16 protein-coding genes are annotated in these 16,941 nt (G+C 68.5%); 7 read left to right on the forward strand and 9 right to left on the reverse strand.

Going from position 1 to position 16,941, the window contains the following annotated elements:
• Positions 1 to 28: 28 nt before the first annotated feature.
• Positions 29 to 865, forward strand: coding sequence for a DUF1206 domain-containing protein (locus tag QF037_RS02515; RefSeq protein WP_307021351.1), 837 nt, complete (start codon positions 29 to 31; stop codon positions 863 to 865).
• A gap of 148 nt (positions 866 to 1,013) precedes the next feature.
• On the opposite strand, the gene QF037_RS02520 is transcribed toward QF037_RS02515, so the two are convergent.
• Positions 1,014 to 1,184, reverse strand: coding sequence for a hypothetical protein (locus tag QF037_RS02520; RefSeq protein ID WP_307021353.1), 171 nt, complete (start codon positions 1,182 to 1,184; stop codon positions 1,014 to 1,016).
• Positions 1,185 to 1,363: 179 nt separating this feature from the next.
• Between QF037_RS02520 and QF037_RS02525 the strand changes: the two genes are divergently transcribed.
• Positions 1,364 to 1,849: a hypothetical protein gene (locus QF037_RS02525; RefSeq protein WP_307021356.1), complete on the forward strand. Its 486-nt coding sequence runs from the start codon at positions 1,364 to 1,366 to the stop codon at positions 1,847 to 1,849.
• Positions 1,850 to 1,926: 77 nt separating this feature from the next.
• Entirely contained in the window at positions 1,927 to 2,898 is a 972-nt protein-coding gene (locus tag QF037_RS02530) for a YihY/virulence factor BrkB family protein (RefSeq protein WP_307021358.1), read from the forward strand.
• Between the two features lie 59 nt (positions 2,899 to 2,957).
• Here QF037_RS02530 and QF037_RS02535 read toward each other — a convergent pair whose 3' ends face one another.
• The 4 genes from QF037_RS02535 to QF037_RS02550 all read right to left on the reverse strand — a co-directional run bounded on the left by QF037_RS02535 (position 2,958) and on the right by QF037_RS02550 (position 5,598).
• The gene (locus QF037_RS02535) at positions 2,958 to 3,674 is read right to left on the reverse strand and encodes a GAF and ANTAR domain-containing protein (protein WP_307021360.1); all 717 of its coding nucleotides are present in this window, start codon (positions 3,672 to 3,674) and stop codon (positions 2,958 to 2,960) included.
• Between the two features lie 78 nt (positions 3,675 to 3,752).
• Positions 3,753 to 4,514 carry an ANTAR domain-containing protein gene (locus QF037_RS02540; protein WP_307021362.1) on the reverse strand — a complete coding sequence of 254 codons (762 nt, stop codon included), beginning with the start codon at positions 4,512 to 4,514 and terminating at the stop codon, positions 3,753 to 3,755.
• Positions 4,511 to 5,173 carry a hypothetical protein gene (locus QF037_RS02545; RefSeq protein WP_307021364.1) on the reverse strand — a complete coding sequence of 221 codons (663 nt, stop codon included), beginning with the start codon at positions 5,171 to 5,173 and terminating at the stop codon, positions 4,511 to 4,513. The genes QF037_RS02540 and QF037_RS02545 overlap by 4 nt, the downstream gene beginning before the upstream one ends.
• Entirely contained in the window at positions 5,173 to 5,598 is a 426-nt protein-coding gene (locus tag QF037_RS02550; protein ID WP_307021366.1) for an STAS domain-containing protein, read from the reverse strand. The genes QF037_RS02545 and QF037_RS02550 overlap by 1 nt, the downstream gene beginning before the upstream one ends.
• 624 nt (positions 5,599 to 6,222) lie before the next feature.
• Here QF037_RS02550 and QF037_RS02555 point away from each other — a divergent pair.
• Positions 6,223 to 6,423, forward strand: coding sequence for an ANTAR domain-containing protein (locus QF037_RS02555; protein WP_307021368.1), 201 nt, complete (start codon positions 6,223 to 6,225; stop codon positions 6,421 to 6,423).
• A gap of 110 nt (positions 6,424 to 6,533) precedes the next feature.
• A complete protein-coding gene (locus QF037_RS02560; RefSeq protein WP_307021370.1) occupies positions 6,534 to 7,106 on the forward strand; it encodes a VOC family protein in 573 nt (190 codons plus the stop codon).
• A gap of 16 nt (positions 7,107 to 7,122) precedes the next feature.
• Here the strand turns inward: QF037_RS02560 and QF037_RS02565 are convergent, their stop codons facing one another.
• Positions 7,123 to 7,536 (reverse strand): ANTAR domain-containing protein, encoded by a 414-nt coding sequence (locus tag QF037_RS02565; protein WP_307021373.1) that lies wholly within the window; start codon positions 7,534 to 7,536, stop codon positions 7,123 to 7,125.
• Between the two features lie 1,032 nt (positions 7,537 to 8,568).
• Here QF037_RS02565 and QF037_RS02570 point away from each other — a divergent pair.
• A complete protein-coding gene (locus tag QF037_RS02570) occupies positions 8,569 to 8,700 on the forward strand; it encodes a hypothetical protein (RefSeq protein ID WP_307021375.1) in 132 nt (43 codons plus the stop codon).
• 183 nt (positions 8,701 to 8,883) lie between these two features.
• On the opposite strand, the gene QF037_RS02575 is transcribed toward QF037_RS02570, so the two are convergent.
• Both QF037_RS02575 and QF037_RS02580 read right to left on the reverse strand, forming a co-directional pair.
• Positions 8,884 to 9,225 carry a transposase gene (locus QF037_RS02575; RefSeq protein ID WP_307021377.1) on the reverse strand — a complete coding sequence of 114 codons (342 nt, stop codon included), beginning with the start codon at positions 9,223 to 9,225 and terminating at the stop codon, positions 8,884 to 8,886.
• Positions 9,226 to 9,262: 37 nt separating this feature from the next.
• Positions 9,263 to 12,049, reverse strand: coding sequence for a protein kinase domain-containing protein (locus QF037_RS02580; RefSeq protein ID WP_307021379.1), 2,787 nt, complete (start codon positions 12,047 to 12,049; stop codon positions 9,263 to 9,265).
• Between the two features lie 421 nt (positions 12,050 to 12,470).
• Here QF037_RS02580 and QF037_RS02585 point away from each other — a divergent pair, with 421 nt between their 5' ends.
• Positions 12,471 to 12,629 (forward strand): hypothetical protein, encoded by a 159-nt coding sequence (locus QF037_RS02585; RefSeq protein WP_307021381.1) that lies wholly within the window; start codon positions 12,471 to 12,473, stop codon positions 12,627 to 12,629.
• 509 nt (positions 12,630 to 13,138) lie between these two features.
• Here the strand turns inward: QF037_RS02585 and QF037_RS02590 are convergent.
• A complete protein-coding gene (locus tag QF037_RS02590) occupies positions 13,139 to 16,114 on the reverse strand; it encodes a GH59 galactosidase (protein WP_307021383.1) in 2,976 nt (991 codons plus the stop codon).
• Positions 16,115 to 16,941 lie beyond the last annotated feature (827 nt).

Below are 16,941 nucleotides of genomic sequence, written 5' to 3' on the forward strand. Positions count from 1 at the left end.
CGCGCGTCCACACTATGGGGAGGACATCGTGACCTCGTCCAACACGCAAGGGCGCGGCCAGGCCGTGAAGTCCGCGGCCCGCACCACCCAGAACGAGACGCTGACCGCCGCGGGGCGAGCGGGCTTTGTCGCACGGGGTGTGGTGTACGTCCTGATCGGCGCCCTCGCTCTTCAGATCGCCCTCAGCAGCAGCGACGGCGAGTCGGCCGACCGGCAGGGCGCCCTGGCCCAGGTCGCGGAGCAGCCGTTCGGGAAGGTGATGCTGTGGGCGATGGTGGTCGGCTTCGCCTCCATGGCGCTGTGGCGGGGAGCCCGCGCAGTCCTCACCAGGGGATCTCAGCGGAAGGCCGGTTCGCGCGTGCTTGACGGCGGGCGGGCGGTCTTCTACGCCTTCGTCTGCTGGACCACCGCGGTGTACGCCGCCGGCGGCGGCCAGGGCTCCAGCGGAAACGCGCAGTCGCAGGACTGGACGGCATCGGTGCTCAAACTGTCGTACGGCCAAGTGCTGGTGGGAGCCGGGGGCTGCCTCCTGACCGGCATCGGTGTGGTACTCGCCGTCCGGGCGGCCATGCGGAGCTTCCTGAAGCAGTTGGATACCGGCAGCATGAGCCACCGTACGAAGCAGGTCGTCACAGCTCTGGGCGTGGGTGGAGGCGTGGCACGGGGCGTGGTGTTCGCCGCGGCTGGGATCTTCGTCCTGGTGGCAGCCGTCCGCTTCGACCCGGACGAGGCCAAGGGCGTGGACGCGACGCTCCGCAGCTTCACGCAGACACCGGTGGGACCATGGCTCCTGGTCGCCGTCGCGATCGGGCTGATCCTCTTCGGCGTCTTCTCCTTCGCCTCCGCTCGGTGGCGCCGCCTGTAACGGTGATACAAGCCTGATCTGCCGGCTCCTCGCCAGGCTCGCCTTTGGGCCGGGCCGTCGCCACGCACTGGTCAACACATCAGCGACGAACCGTCCTTCCGTCTCCGAGCCGCATGTGGAGCGGCGGTCCGCCCTCCACCACCACGCGTCAGCGGGCCGGGCGTCGGCGCATGCGCGATACCGAGCGCACGAGCAGGTACAGCACGGCGGCGACGAGGAGCAGCACGCCGGTGGAAACCAGATACAGCAGGCCGTCGACGACAGCGCCGATGACGATCAGCGCGATGGCGCAGATGAGCAGAACCAGGAAGAAGACCATGGCACTACGCCTCCTGGGGTGGTGGCGGATGGGCGGACCAGAGGCCGTCCACCCAGTAGTGCCGGTGTCCTCCGGTCTCGCCCATACCTCAGCTTCAGGGTAGACGCAACCCGTGGCAGTGGCCTGCCGGGCAGAACGGTTCTACCGTGGGGAGAGGAAGCAGATCCCAGGAGCGCGCCATGATCATCCTCGGACTCGTCATCCTCGTCGCTGCGGTGGTCATCGCTGTCGCCGGCGTTCTTTCCAACAGTGGCGGCGCCCACGAGTTCACCGGCGGATTCTCTGTCTTCGGTGTCGACGTCACCGGCTCCACCGGCACCCTCTTCCTCTGCGGCATCGTCGTCGGGACGGCGGCGTTGCTCGGGTTGAGCCTGATCCTGGCCAGTACACGCCGTACCACCCGCCGCCGCACGGCACATCGCGGGCCCCAACCGTCCCGGCGCGGGGCTGTTGCGGCCGAACGAGAACCCGGTGGCCTGACCAGCGAACGCGACACCTCCCGCGGGCAGATGGTGCAGGCGGAGAGGGAGGTCGAAGACCGGGCCGACCTGGTCGAACGCCCCTGTCACAAGCAGGACTGGTTCCGCCGCCGGGCCGCTCCCCCGCTGACGATCTCGCAGGCGACCGTGCCCGCACCGGACGACCAGACGCCGCTGTGGTCATGAGCGGTCGGCTGCGACACAGACCTCGATGGACCTGCCGGGCACGGTGACGATGGGTACGCAGAGAGCGGGTGTTCCTCATGGACTGGCTGAGAAGGCTGCCCGTGATTGGAAAGCTGATGCGGACGCACGCCTGGCGGGCGTTCGAGCGGCTGGATGCCGTCCACTGGGCCCGGCTCGCCGCGGCCATCACCTTCACCAGTTTCGTCGCGCTCTTTCCGTTGATCACCGTGGGTGCGGCGATCGGTGCCAAGCTGCTGAGCGAGGGCCAGCTGGGGAAGCTCCAGGACAAGATCGCCGACCAGGCGCCGGGACTCTCCGACCTGCTGGACCTGGACAGTCTCGTCGCGCATGCCGGATCCGTCGGACTGATCGCGGGCGCGCTGCTGCTCGTGATCGGCATCAACTGGGTCGGCGCCCTGCGCGGCAGCCTGCGTGCGGTGTGGGAGAAGGAGCAGGACCCGGGCAATCCGTTCCTGCTCAAGTTCAAAGACTCCAAGGTGCTGGTCGGCCTCGGCGTGGTCGGGCTGGTCGCGATCGGCAGTTCGGTGTTTGCCAACAGTGCCGTCGGCTGGGCCGCCGACAAGGCCGGGATCGAGGGCGGGGCGGGACGGGCCCTGCTGTTCTTCGCCGGCCTGGCCATCGCCCTGGTCGTCGACTTCCTGTTGCTGGTCTACCTGCTCACCCGGCTACCGCGGGTACATCCCGGTCGGCGTGCGGTCGTGGTCGCCGGGCTGATCGGTGCGGTGGGCTTCGAACTGCTCAAGTGGTTGCTGACCGGCTACCTGCAGGGCGTTGCGGGGAAGAGCATGTACGGCGCCTTCGCCGTTCCGGTGGCCGTCGCACTGTGGATCAACCTCATGGCCAGGCTGCTGCTGTACTGCGCCGCATGGACAGCAACGGCGGCGGGAACGGCGGTGCAGTCCGCCGAGACAGCCGAGGGCGAGAGCCCGGAGCCCGGGATCAGCCCCGCAGCCGACGGCGCACCACGGCGTGCGTCAGTCGGCAGCGGCGCACCAGCAGCACCGCACCTCCAGAAGCACGGGCCCTGATCTGGGCGTGATTCCTCGTGCTCGGGCAGCTGCGTGCGGTCACCGCTTCGGCGACGGTGTCAGGCCACCAGGCCGGGGAGGGGTTCGGAGGCGTCGATGAAGGCACGGGCCACCTCGGACAGGCGGCGGTTGTGGGAGCGGGCGTACCCGCGCAGCGCAGTGAACGCCTGTTCCATGTCGATGTTCTGGCGTTCGGCGAGTTTCCCCTTGGCCTGCTCGATCAGTACGCGGCTGTTCAATGCCGTCTGGAGTTGTTCGTTGAGGACGGTGCTGCGGTGGGTGGAGCGTTGTTGCAGGAGGCTGATGGTGGCGACGTCGGCCAGGGCCTGGCCGATGAGCGTGCCGGCCGGGTCGAGGGGGCCGGGGGTGGCGTGGAAGAGGTTCAGGGCGCCGACGGTCTCGTCCCGCAGGCGCATGGGCAGGGCCTGGACGGCGCCGAAGCCGATGCGGTGGGCCGCTGTGGCGAAGTGCGGCCAACGGTCGACCTCGCGGGTCAGGTCGGGGACGATCACCGCTGTTCCGGTGCGGTAGCACTCCAGGCAGGGGCCTTCGTCGTTCTGGAGCTGGAAGAGTTCCAGCAGGCGTACCTGTTCGTCGGAGGCGGCCATCACGCGGAGTTTGCCGTCGCGGTCGGCGAGCAGCACCCCGGCGGCGCTCGCGTCGAGCATGCTCACGCAGCGGTCGGTGAGCAGGCGCAGGAAGTCGATCAGGTCGAAGTCGGCGACCAGGTTGTCTGCCAGCTCGACGAAGGTCTTGGCCAGGAGCTGCTGATTCATCGTGTCACCCTCGATTGAGACTAGTCCCGCCAGGAGGGGGCGGGAAGCGCAGCACGCTTATCGTCCGGAACCGGTGCGTCAGACGTCATCGTCCGTCCGTTTCGGTTCCGTGTCGGGGGAGAAGCGGAGCCGGTGGGCCACCACGTCGGCGGCTACGTCGGCGAGTCGGCGTCCCTGGGTATAGGCGTAGGCGCGCAGCCGGACGAAGGCTTCGTCGATGCCGACTTCGAGCTGGACGGTGAGGATGCCGGTGGCCTGGTCGATCTCCGCCCGGTATCCGCCCAGGTCCTCGAAGCCCCGGTCTGCCAATGCTCCGTCGACCGGCGCGCCCGTCTCATCGATCCGGGCATCGAGCAGGAGCAGCGTGGCGAGATCGGCGAACGCCAGCGCGTCGGCCAGTTCCTCCGCGTCCAGCACGGTGGGCACGTCGGCGTACAGGTCCAGGACTCCCGGGCTGATCGCCCCGATCTGCAGGGGGAGCGCGAAGACTGCGCGTGCCCCGGCGTCCAGGGCGGCATCGGCGAACACGGTCCAGCGGTCCTGCAGCTCACCGGTGAGCAGATCGGGTGTCAAGACCGCGGAACCCTGCGTGAACGCGTCCACGCAGGGTCCCTCGCCCAAGGTGAGCTGCAGCTCTTCCAGTTGCTCGCTGATGGTGTCGGTGCTGCACAGCGGATGACTCGCCGCGGTCCGGGACATCGCCGATACCCCGGCTCCGCCGACCGGGAGGGCGGCCACGACCGCGGTGCACACGTCCACGACACCGGGCCGGGCGCCGCGTCGGGCCGCCTGCTCGGCAACCAGCACCTGGATCCGGGCCGAGCGGCTGTCGGACCTCATCCGGGCCACCGTGTCCATGCATCGTGGACCAGGCCCTCCAGTCGCGCCGTGGTGCGTTCCCCGAGGGGCAGTACCAGCGCTCGGAACATGGTCGGGCCCGCCGGCCGCCACACCTCTCCCAGGTCCAGCCATCCCCAGGAGCGGAGTGAGGCAAGGGTCGGGTGATCGTTCTGATCCACCAAGGTGGCGCCGAGGGATGCCTGGTGGTCGCTCAGCAGCCGCTCCTGCAAACGGCGGGCCATGTCCTGGTCCAGTTCGTGTGGCTGGACCAGGATGCCGGTGATCGCGAAGACGCCGCCGGAGGCGGTGAGTTGCTCGATGCTCTGCGGCAGTGCTCCGTCGAACCCGAGCCACCAGAAGCCGTCGCTGCTCACCGGGAACCCGAAGGCGCATCCCACCAGGTGGTCCGTCTCCGCGATCACCATGGCGAACCCCGGCCGCCGGATGTCACCGGTGAGACGGTTCAGGAAGTCCTGGCGGCTGCGGCTGCGGTACGCCTCAGGGACGGACGTCTCTCCGGAGTCGATGTACAGATCCGCCAGCTCCGCGCCCAAGCCCTGCGCCAGCCAGCGGTTCACGCGGCGCAACCGCACCGCGTCCATGGTGGACGGCTCGCCTGCACGGGGCTTGTGCAGCTGCCCCTGCCTGGGCTGGGCCATCACCGCACACCGCCCGACGCGACAGCCACCAGCGGAATACTCCGGTCCGGCAGGGCCGGAGCGACCGGGTCAGGGACGTCCCCGAGAGACGGTGACAGATGCCCGAGCGGAAGGCCCAGAAGCAGGAACCCGCAGCCGGTGAGCTCGAAAATCCGCCCCAGTGACGGTGGCGGATTGTGCAGTCGTACGGTCCCGCCGGCCTCCCTGGTCCGCTGCGCGGCGTAGAGGAAGGCGTTGAGGCCGCTGCAGTCGCAGAAGGTCACGGGGGTGAGGTCGAGATCGATGATGCGGATGCCGTCGCTCAGGCATCGTGCCAGTGTCGCGCGCAGCAGCGGTGCCGATTCCAGGCCGATCTCACCGGCGAGGGTGATCAGTGTCCGGTGCCTTTGGTCATGACGGTGGATGGTGAGCTGTGGGACAGGCATGACGCCTCGGTTCAGAGACCATCCGGCAGCGAGATGGGGACACCGGGTTTCCCAGCCCCCTTGGCGCGCTGTCGGCAGGGGCGTACGTTCGGCGGAGACGGAACGAGGGCCGGTCCGAGGACCTGTGCAACAGGACAGGGGACCCACCCGGTTCTCTCCAGGGATGCGCCGGGTGACGGACGAAAGGTCCACTCCCTGCGTCATCTGTGTCGTGAAACGACAAGCCGCCGAGGTCTGGGACGCCTGTATAGCAGCATAGCCCTGGCCCAGTGCGACAGACGCTCCGAGGCCGTCCCATCTCAGGATGCGGACCGTGTCAACCCGTGGCGGCGCGCTCATGTCCGTTGCCCCGCACGGTACTTGGTCCCACAACGTCAAGCCACGGCCCACGGCCGCTCAGGTGTGACAGACCGTCGGCTGTCCGACGGAGGTTGTCGACGGACGGGCCATTCCGGCTCTGCCGGCGATCCTGGATGTTGCTGGTGATCTTCAGGTGGTCAAGATCCGGCAGAGTAGCCGGAATTGGCCGACCCGCCTGATCCGGCCTGGTGGTGAACTGCCCGGTGGGATGCATCCGCTGAGTCTGATGATGTCGGCTCGACGATCGGTTTGCCGGTCTCCGTCATGATCCAACTCGGCTGCTCGGTCGAGGAATCATGGGAAATCCTCGTCGAGGTGTCCCAGCGCAGCAACACCCGGGTGCGCGTCGTGGCCGAGCAGATGATCGCGGCCGTGACGACAAAGAACCCTTTCCCGACAGTCTGCGGGATCACCTGGTCACCGCGACGAAGCGAAGGTCAGTGCTCGAACATAGGCCCGGCCTGACAGGGTAGACGCGCTGCACCGGCCGGGGAAGGACCGTGACCCGGGGAGGTCAAACGGTCCTTCCCCGTTCTCAAGACTGCAGGAGAACGTCTCGGTTCGGACCAGCCGCCATGGTGCCCGCTGAACTCCCCCTGCCGGCCGCCACCGACCTCCAGACGCACAAGCAGACGACGTTTCATTTGGTGATGTGCGGCGGAACGGGCGTCGTAGTCCGGGCAACGCGAGGCATCGGTAACGGGCGGGAGAGTGATGGCTGGCCTTGCAGCAGCGAAACGGGGCAGCAGCACTGCATGACGCCGCAACCGCGTTTCACGCTGGCCGCGACCACCCTTGATGCACCAGACGCCCACGAGTTGGCGCAGTTCTATCAGGGCCTGCTCGGGTGGCCGATGCGGAAGGAGGAACCCGGCTGGGTTGAGATCGCTCCGCCCGACGGCAGTGCCGGGCTGTCGTTCCAGACAGAGCCACTCTTCACCCGCCCGCGGTGGCCTTCCACACGGTCCGAGCAGCAGATGATGATGCATCTCGACATCGCGGTGCACGATCTTTCATCAGCCGTCGAGCATGCTCTTGTCCTGGGGGCGACATTGACGGACTTCCAGCCTCAGGATGATGTACGCGTCCTGTGCGACCCGGCGGGCCACCCGTTCTGCCTCTTCGTGCCCACCGGCTCGAGCGCCTGACATGGTGCGCACGCCCCTACGTGCCGCCCTCCCCTAGACCTTCGCCGCTCAAGTTCACCGCATCCGGCCGGACCGTCGCCTGCGACAGATCGGGGGGCAAACGGCCCGCCAGAACATCTGGGCTGCGTCCGTGCCCGGCCTGCACGGCCGCGACCGCCTGCTCGTACGAAGCAGAGGCCAGATGTTCCTGCAGATGCGCGGGCATCGGCTCCTGGCGAGCCGTCGCCATCACGGCCTCCGCCACATCACGCAGCTTGGCGTTGGAGTGCTGGGACACCCTGACCAAGACCTCCCAGGCTTCCTCAGGAGTGCACGACCAGCCCGCCATCAATATCCCGCATGCGATGTCGATGACCGGGCGCGTACTCATCGCATGCCTGAGCTGCTCAATTTCCTTTTGCAGCGACTCTGCCTCGGCCTGCTCCAGCAACGGCGGCTCAGCGATATCACGGGCGTCTTCTCGGGGTTCTACCTCCTGCGGACCGCTACCGGACGTCTCAGCTCCAGTGCGGCCACGCCGAAGACCTGGGCGTTGGGGAGGTCGCATAACACGCGCATTCCCGACAGCACCCGCCCCACACATCCGAGCATCCTCCGCCTCACCCGCCCGCAACAGCTCACGCGCTTCCGCCCAGGCACAGACTGAAACCGGGATGATCACCTGCCGGAGCAGGGCAGTGGCCGGCCCTGCTGGAACAGGCGCGGATGGTCATAGTGGCCGTGGCTGCGGTGACGGTGCTGGTCGCGCTGTTGCTGACGTCTGGGTGACCTGCTGCCCTTGGCCGCTGGAGTCGCCGTCAACTCCCCGTTTCCGTAACGGGCTTCGTCGTCTTGCAGGACACGGGGCGATCGTGGTGGGAGGCTTCCGGTAACTGGGCCCGAGGGCCGGCTCCCCCTGGCCTTGGGTCCTCGCGCGTGGCGCCCACCGGCGCCGAAGCCGCGGGAGGTGCCCCGGTCGCCTGTGGGCAGGGGCTGGAGCCGTGTTGTCGGCGATGCGGCTCCAGCTGGCCTGAGTGGTCCCACTGTGCTGCTTGAAGGGTAGTAAGCAGCGCTGGTTGATCGGAAGCGCAGCGTTGGGGCAGGCGGCCTGCAGGAGGAGACGGGACTGGACGCGTCGCAGATTGAGGCGCGGACCGTCGTCCAGGCCGGGCGCCGTGCAGCCAAACTGCCAGCAGAGCAGCGTGCGGACCTCGATGCCCTCGGCATGCACTCTGGTAGAGGGGCTTCCCGGTCCACACACCGCTCGCGTCGAAAGCGCGGAATCGGTGCGCACCGTGGAGAACCGACGTTCGGGGAAACAGGGGCCGATACGGGCTCGGGCGGTGGACGACACCGACCATGTCTGCGTCTTTGCCGTCCAGCTGGTCGCGGCCCGAGCCGATGCGCGCCATGCCGGTCCTCGATCCGACGTTGCCTGTCCGGAGTTGGTGTTTCCCGGTGAGGGTCAGTCGTGGAAGGTGGCATGACGGCATGGGACGACGGCGAGCCTTTGGTGGCCTTCGCCCGGCTGACGGATGAGTACCGGCTCAGCGGCGAGGGTGACGACAGCGCCACTCACGCGGCGAGGTCACGCGACGCGAGGACGACGCTGTGACGTGTGTGGACGGGCTGGCTCAGTGGATGGGCCGGGTGCGGGTGGTCATAGTGCCGGTGGCGGTGCTCGTCGTGGCCTCCGCGCTGACCGTGGCGATGTGGTGACTGCGCATCAGATGCGCCGGAGTACGGCAGGACGGGATCAGTCGTAGGCGTGCCCGCACAGGAACGGACGCACCGCTCCCTAGAGAAACGGGGCTGGCTGCTGCGGGCGAAGGACGGACGGTTCAAGCACCATCTGGGAGTGGTGGTCGAGGCGGCGATCGTGGTCGCGGTTGAGGTGGCGTGAGCGGGAGAGCCGGCTCAGCGTGCGCTCCACCACCCACCTGGGGGCCAGTACGACAAATTCGCGTTGCCCGTCGGAGCGGCGCACGACCTCGATCCGGACTCCGTGGCGGGCGAACGCCATCGCCAGCGCCGGACCCTGGTAGGCACTGTCGACCCACACCAGCTTCAACAGCCGGCCCGGCTGGTCCATGAACGTCTCCAGCAGCGCGGGGCGGCCTTGGAGTCGTGCAGTGCACATCGGCCGTGGTCACGAAATCCGGTTTGCCACAACGCACTCAGCCCGGCTGGGCGGACCTCAGCGCCGCCAGCAGCGAACGAGCGTCCCGGACCGTGGGGTGGCCGTCACCGAGACGTACGGCGGCCTCGTCCACGACGCGTTCGGCGTAGGCCGTTCCGCTTGTCCCGTCGCAGCCGAGCATGGCGTGGGAGACCTTGAGGCGCAGGGCCAGGGGGTGGTCCTCGCCGAGCCGGGAGCGCGCCTCCGCGGCGAAGGCGCCGCATTCCCGGCGTACCTGGTCGGTCGACTTCGAGCCGCCTTCGCGTTCCCAGGCGAGGACTTGGGCTTCGAGGTCCCGGGCCGCGGTGTCGGGGGTGCGGGCCTCGGGTGGTGTGTCACTGGTGTCGCCGCCCGTCGCCGGCCGTGCGGCGACCGTGGTGTCGTCCAGCCCCTCGAGCCGAGTGTGGACGAGCGTCTCGAAGCGGCGGGTGGCCGGGAGAGCCGCGTGCTCGCGGATGAGGGTCGTTGCCTCGGCGGGCAGGGGCGGCGGGGCGCAGCGTTCCGCCTCCGGTCCGAGGGGTGCGCCCGCAGGGCCGGCCGCGAGGGCCGCGGCGACCTCGGCGGGGGTCGGCCGCCGGGCCGGATCGGTCTGCAGACACGACCGCACCACCTGCTCCAGTTCGGCGGGCAGACCCTCCAGGTCGGGCGTGCCGTCGCAGATGTTGCTCATCACGGCGAGAACCTTCCTGCCCCAGGGAAGGCGCCCCAGGGCGAGGCGGGCGAGGAGCGTGCCGAGGGAGAACACGTCGCTGGCCGGGGTGAACTGCTGGTGCTCCCGGATCTGTTCCGGCGAGGCGTAGGCGTACGTTCCGGCGAACCCGCTCCGGGGCTCGGTCAACCGTTCAATCTGCGCGATACCAAAGTCGATGACGCGGGGGCCGTCCTCGGTCAGCAGCACGTTCGCGGGTTTGAGGTCGAGATGCACGATGCCCTCGGCGTGAATGGCGCTGAGCGCGGAGGCAATGCCCGCACCGATGCCGCGGACGGTGGCGGTATCCAGGGCGCCGCACCGCTCGGCCACCTCCTGCAGCGAGGGCGCGGCCACGAACGGCACGGCCATCCAGGGGGTCTCGCCGCTGGTGTCGGCGGCGATCACGGGCACGGTGAACCGGCCGCTGACCCGCCGGGCCGCCTGCACCTCGTGCGTGAACCCATCCCGGATCGAGGAGTCGGCCGCGTACTCCGCGTGCAGGGTCTTGACCGCCACCATGACGCCGTCCGGATCCTGGCAGAGGTAGACGCGACCGAACCCGCCCTCCCCGACACGCTCCAGGACCTCGTAGGGACCGAAGGCCGCCGGATCCTCCATCGTCCGCGCGGACGTGGCCCGCGCCACCTGCCGCCACTCCCCCAGGGCCTCGGCTTCGGCATGGACGTCCGTGGGACCACCCTGGGCACGCGCGGGGGCGGGTTCCGGCCCCGCCGGCTCGTCGTCCACCACGACGAGCGACACCGAATGCGCCGTGCCGTCCCGGAAGGAGTAAGCCTGCACGTTGACATTGCCGGCGCCCTCACTGGAGACGTAGACGCCGAGCAGCCCCAGCCGCTCGCACAGAGCGATCTCCTCGGGTATCGGCCGGCGGTCCGCACGGGCGAAATAGAAGGCACGGGCCTCGCATCCCTGGTCGGCCACGTGCTGGATCACGGTGCGCCACTGCGCGACGCTGACCCGGTGCGGTCGCGTGTCATCGGTATCACCGCTGACCGGGAAGACCTGGGCGATATGCCGGGCGCGGGCTTCGCGTGCCAGCAACCCGAAGGCCGTGGCGGGTGCCGCCTCCACCTGCCTGGCGAGCAGGGTTCCCGCCGTGTCGCCGATGTGCAATTCCGTCGTCCCGGCTGCCCGAGCGAGTCCATCGCGTTGCTGGGACAGCGTGTCGTACTCGGGAGAACCCGGGCCCTCCCCGCGTAGCTCCATGCACGCGAGCACTTTCCCGAAACAGACAACGGCTTCGGCCAGGCCTTCTGGGTCATCCGTCTGCATGGCCACCTTCGCCTGCGACACCAGCGCGCCGAGCGTCCGGTCACTGCCCGCACCGTACAACTCCTCACATTTCTCCGCTATTTGACCGTACATGCGGGTGGCCCTCCGCAGGTCACCGCTCCGCTCGATCTCCGCGACCGCCGCGACGAGCCCCTCCAGGCTGTCGTGTCCCCGCTCATGACCGAAGGGCAGCCCGCCGGCGAGTTCGGCATAACGCTGCCGGGCGATACCGGTGAGCCGGTGCTGCGAACCGAGTTCACCTTCGGCGGTCTTCAGCATCCGAGTGAAGGTGCGCAGCGCAGCCGCGTTGTCGCCGGCCTGCTGCTGCCAGTGGCCCATGTCGCAGAGCAGGTTGAGCGCGGCCTCGGTACGGCCCTCCTGCTCGGCCGAGCGGTGCATCTCCTCGTAACGGAGTACGGCTTCCTCGGCCCGCCCTGCCCGGCCATGCCAGTGGGCGAGCTGGTGGCGGGCCAGGCCGGTGTCCTGATGCCGGGGCCCCTGGAGCCGCTCACGGTCGGAGAGGAGCTGCGCGAACAGCTGCACCGCGCCCTCCGGGTCGCCCGACTCCCCTGTCCAGTGGGCGAGTTGATGCCGCAGGGCCAGGGTGTCGGGGTCGTCGGGCCCGGGCGCGGCCGTCGCACGAACGACCAGTTCGCGGTACCGCTTCACCGCCTTGCCGGGCCTGCCCTGCCGACCGTCCTGCTCGGCCGAGGCACTGCCCTCCCGCAACCGCGCGACCACCTCGGCCGCCGACTCACCGGACTCCGGAGTGCCGTTCCGTCGCTTGCCGATCCAACGCATACAGACCCCCGGAGCTGTCGATCGGCCGACATCCCGCCCTGCAGGCAGACCGGATGAAGAGCCCGTACACGGCAAAGTACCGTTCCCACATAGGGAGCGGGAGTGGGTCGTAGATCCATTCCTGTTCACTGCGCCTGCCTCGAACGGTGTTGGGCGGACTGGGTTGCCGCGTTCGCGTCCACGGCGGCGGGGCCGGTCGGCTTCCGGGGGGTGGGTGGGTGAAGAGGGCTTTGAACTGGTCCATCGGCTGGCGGGCGAGGGCGGTGCGGCATTCGGGGCAGTGCCAGCCGTCCTCGGGCGGGGCATACGGGTAGCTCAGGCCGGGCGCGCTGGTGAAGGGCCGGCCGCATCGCTCGCAGGGAACAGGCAGCGGCACGGGAGGAGTTGCCACGGCCATCCGCTCGCGATCCTGCGCCAGCCATTGAGCCTGCTGCTGGCGCTCTTGTTCCAGTTGCTCATCACGCTGACGGCTCTGCTCCATGTCGCGCTGACACCAGGCGTCGACATCGTCGGGGTTGGCCAGGGCGGTGGTGAGGGTTTCCCACTGGCGGTGACCGCATTCACCTCGATGACCCGCTGACTGAGCCGACCGATCCGCCAGGCCCTCCCGGCTCCACCCTCGCGGGCGGCGCGCCCTCTCGACCTGAAGGACCTGCTCAGGCACGGGTCCCGCCACTCAGTTACGCTCAGTAGTGGGCGGTCGGCTTCCCCGACCTCGCCCTGAAGGCTCCCAGCCCCTGAGCCGCGTGACCGTCCCGCCCGAGGCCAACTGGAGCCGCATCGCTGACATCGCGGCCCCAGCCCCTGCCCTCCGGCGGCGGGGCCAGGCCCGCGGCGCCGCGTCGAAGGGCACCCGCGCGAGGACACGACCGAAGGGGAGCGTCAGGTCCTCGCGCGAGGCGGTCGCCGCCCTCGCCGACGGGTGGCCGCCGCCGCACTCAGCCGCCCCAGGCGCGGCTTCAACCCCTGTGTCCTGAACCGATGTACGCCACATCCGAGCCGGCCCGGACGCCCTTCTACGCCCGGCACGACTCGGCACCAGGAGACGGGCAGGGAAGTGCCCGCGCGGGGCCCGCAGGCCCGAGGCACCTACCGGGCGGCTGTGCCGTCCTTGCGCACCAGCCGGTCGTGAGCCTCTTCGAGCCGGTCCGTGATCTGCTCGACGCCGATGGCGTCAAGGCCCTTCTGCCGTCCCGTCACGGCAGCCTTCGCCGCCGACGACGCGGAGGCGAACAGGGCCCAGGAGTCGGCCGTGTAGTCCGCCCGCTCCGGACGTCCGATCTTCTCCAGGGCGTCCCGGATCGGTGTCGTGTCCACGGGGCGGTCCACGTCCCCGGAGAGGGCGTTGAACGCGTCGAGAACGATCTTTCCGGACTTGAGGACGAACCTCGCCGTGTGCGCGCCGTCGGGCAGACCGCGGAGCGCGTACGTCGCGAGGCGCTTGTCGGTCGCGGCCGTCTTCGCGTCCCGCGCGATCAGCTTTCCGTCGACGTAGACGTCGAGGACGGCGGTGCCGTCGTTGCCACCGATGATGTCGATGCCCGTGCCGGCGAACGGAACGGTGAACGACGAGCCGGCGGTCGTGCCGGTCGACGTCGACCGGTACCAGTCCATCGCGTCGCCGAGGGAGGCTTTGCGGCTCCACGTGCCGTCGTAGGTGACCGAGCTGTCCATGTTGTCGAGCTGCGCGCGGGCGTAGGGCGTGTACCCGTCGATCTTCTCGACCTTCAGGTTGTCGAACGCCGTCTTGTGGAAGTCGGATCCGAGCTTGACGCGTCCTTCGGTCTGCGGAGTCGGGTCCTGGTACGTGGACACGGCCTTGCCGTCGATGTAGGCCGTGATCGTCGCGCCCTTCGCCTCGACGGCGAGGCGGTAGCCGTCGGATGCCGCGACCGTTCCCGACTTGACGGCCGTGCCGTATTCGTAGAACGTCCAGGCGCCGGTCGGTGCGATGCGCACGTTGTAGGCGGCGTCGCTGATCGCCATGCCCTTCTGCTGACGGACGCCCAGGGCGGCGAGTCCGCCCTCCGGGTCGGGGAACGAGACATCGACCGTGGCCCGGTAGTTCTCCCAGCGGAAGTCGCCGACCGACGTGTTCGGGGTGTTGCGGTTCCAGGCGCCGGTGTCCTTCATGGACTGGTCCATGTACTGGTACAGGACGTTGTCGCCGTCGGCGTCCTCACCGACCTCCCAGGCGCCGGTCTGGTCGACCATGTAGCGAGGCTGGTTGCCGCGCGACCTGAGGTAGGGCTGGGACGTCTTGTGCGCGCCGTCACCGGTGCCGACCTGGACCCCGCTCTCCTCCTCGTACCCGAAGTCGTCGGCGTACAGGAACTTGTCGCGGGTGTTGTGCTTCTTGCCGGTCGCGTCGGTGTCCAGCACCGTGCGGTCCCAAGACTCGGGCAGGCGTTCCTTCGTCGCCTTGTCGTGGCTCCTGTCGAGCGTCGTCAAGGTCACGATCGACCTCGGCTTGACCGTGTAGGTGTAGTACCCGGCGCCGCCGGGCCGGATCTCGTCGACGAGGTGCTTGAAGTTCGCGTCGTAGGGCCGGCCCGCGTCCGGTCCGCGGGTTTCCCAGATCTCCATGGTCGGGTCGGAGCCGAGTCGCATGTTCTCGGCCTTGATCCGGTAAGTCTTGGGCTGGTCGCTGTCGTTGACGACGATCGTGGAGAAGTCCTTCTTACGGGGGTCCGCGAGCGTCATGTAACTCGGGGCCCCGTTCGAGCCGTCGAGGTTCTCGGTGCCGCTCACTCCGCTGTAACTGGCCTCCGGCACGGCGCGCCAGATGCCCGCCGTGTTCGTGTCGTTCTCCCAGCCGGTCTTGGCGAACTGGGTGAAGTGCTGCATCACGTAGAGGGCCGCGTCGTAGTGGAGGTGGCCCGACCACGGGTCACGCGCGCTGACGAGTTCCTTGTGGCTGTACTGCGCGCCTTCGTAGAAGGAACCGATCGCCGGCTGGAAGATGTAGTGCGTCCGCTTCGAGTTGGCGTAGCCCTTGACGGAGCGGTTCGCGAGATCGAGGGCGCTCTGGACGCCGCCGATACCGGTGCTCGTTCCGTTCGGGCCCTCGGTGTTGTTGACGCGGTAGTCGGTGTAGCCGAAGGAGCCGACTCCCTCGCTGTACCAGACCTCCTTGTCCTCGCCGTACTTGTTCTCACCGGTCGCCAGCCTGGTGTACGGCAGGTTGGTGTCGCTGCCGACGGGCCCGTCCTTCCGGTCATCAGTGGTGTAGTGGTAGCCGACCGCGTCGACCATGCCGAAGAGTTCCGCGTCGCTGAGCATCGACGGCCCCATATTCAGGGTGGTGTTCTCGTCGGCGGCGGTGATCTTTATGCTGCGGTAGGCCTTCTCGGCCTGCTCCCGCTTTTTCGCCGGGATGCCGTAGCGGGGGTCAGCGAAGTCCGTGTCGGCCAGAATCGCCTTCTTGTACCACTTGATGAAGGCCTCGTCCGGATCCCGCGTCTCGTTCGTGTCCGGGTTCACGTAGTCGACCATGTACCCGTATTTCTCGTACGCGTCGAGAATCGTCTCCTTGTACCACTTGTACATCTCGTCGGAGCCGGTGCCCTTGTTCCATTCGTTCTGGACCCATCGGGGCATGACCCAGCGGAGAATCGAGACCTTGAGCTTCGGGTTGACCGTCTTGGCGTCCGCTGCCAGTTGGAAGCCCGGGGAGCGCGACGCATCGGCGAGTTCGTCCGCCGTGCGCATGGTCGCCGGATCGGAACCGGTCGACGTGTTCGTGTCCGAACCCATCTCGACCTTGACATGGTTGATCAGGGGGTTCTTCCCACCGAACAGCACGCGGATGAGTTCCCAGTACCGGCCGGGATGCTCCGCCTTGTAGTCCATCAGCAGATTGCTCGTGCTGTTGCAGCTGAGCACGCCGAGGCCCTTGTAGGTCAAACCGTTCACGTTGTCGGCGCGCACGTCGTCCCCGTTGACCACGACCTCCACGGGATCGTCCGCGGTGTGGGCGGCGGGGGCGGTGATCACTCCGGCCGCGAGTGCCATGGTGGTTGCCGCGGCAAGCGCCATCCAGCCGAGCCTTCGCTGTGGACCCATTCCGCTTCGACTCCTTGTTCTCGCAGGGGCGTACCGACGCCAGACGTTCGAGATTCCGAAAGGTGTCCGCGATTCCGGGAGGACCGTAGGTGGTAAGCGATTTCTACGTCAATCCCTGTGCACGTCGTGCCAATTGAGGCCCCTGGGCGTCCTCACCGGCTGGAAAACGTCCGGATGCCGAGGCGGCCGTCGTGGGACACCGCGTTCGCGGCGGTGCGGGATGATCAGGCCGGTGCCCGGTTGGTGTCCCCTGGAGGCACATGGCCTCCGCACAACAAAGATCCCCCGAGCCCATGACCTGGGGGATTCCTGCTGGAGGGGTGACGAGAATCGACTCGCGCTCGCAGCCCGGGAAGCGACGCCAAGTGCGGGGCCACTCGATTGCTGACCTGCATGGATTCCCGCGGTCGGTGACGGCGGGAGGGCCTGTTCGCACCGCAGTGCACCGCGGGTGTCCGTTCTCACGGGCACGCCGTAGGTACAACTTCGCGGCACGGTGGGCGGAAGCACGCGTCAGCGGCCTCTGCGCCTGTCCGACTGGTTCGGATGTCCAAGTCGGGGGTGCTTGCGAGCGCACAGCCCTGCCGGTGTCGGAATCGCCGAACGGACACAACAGCGCCTTCCTGACCCCATGCCGGACAGGATCTCGACGCCAGGCTGACCGGCAGTGCCAAGGCGACGCAAGCAAGGTGGATGAAATCTGTCCGTAAGTGGTCGGAGAACGGCGATCTCCTCGACGATCGCACCTTCGGATCCTGAGCTGGAGTTTCCTTGTCGGTCCCCGAATCCTGGTGGGAGTTCGACGTCCGCCCCAAGGGACGGGAGTT

It is taken from the genome of Streptomyces canus, assembly GCF_030815415.1.
Classification (GTDB): Bacteria; Actinomycetota; Actinomycetes; order Streptomycetales; family Streptomycetaceae; genus Streptomyces; species Streptomyces canus_F.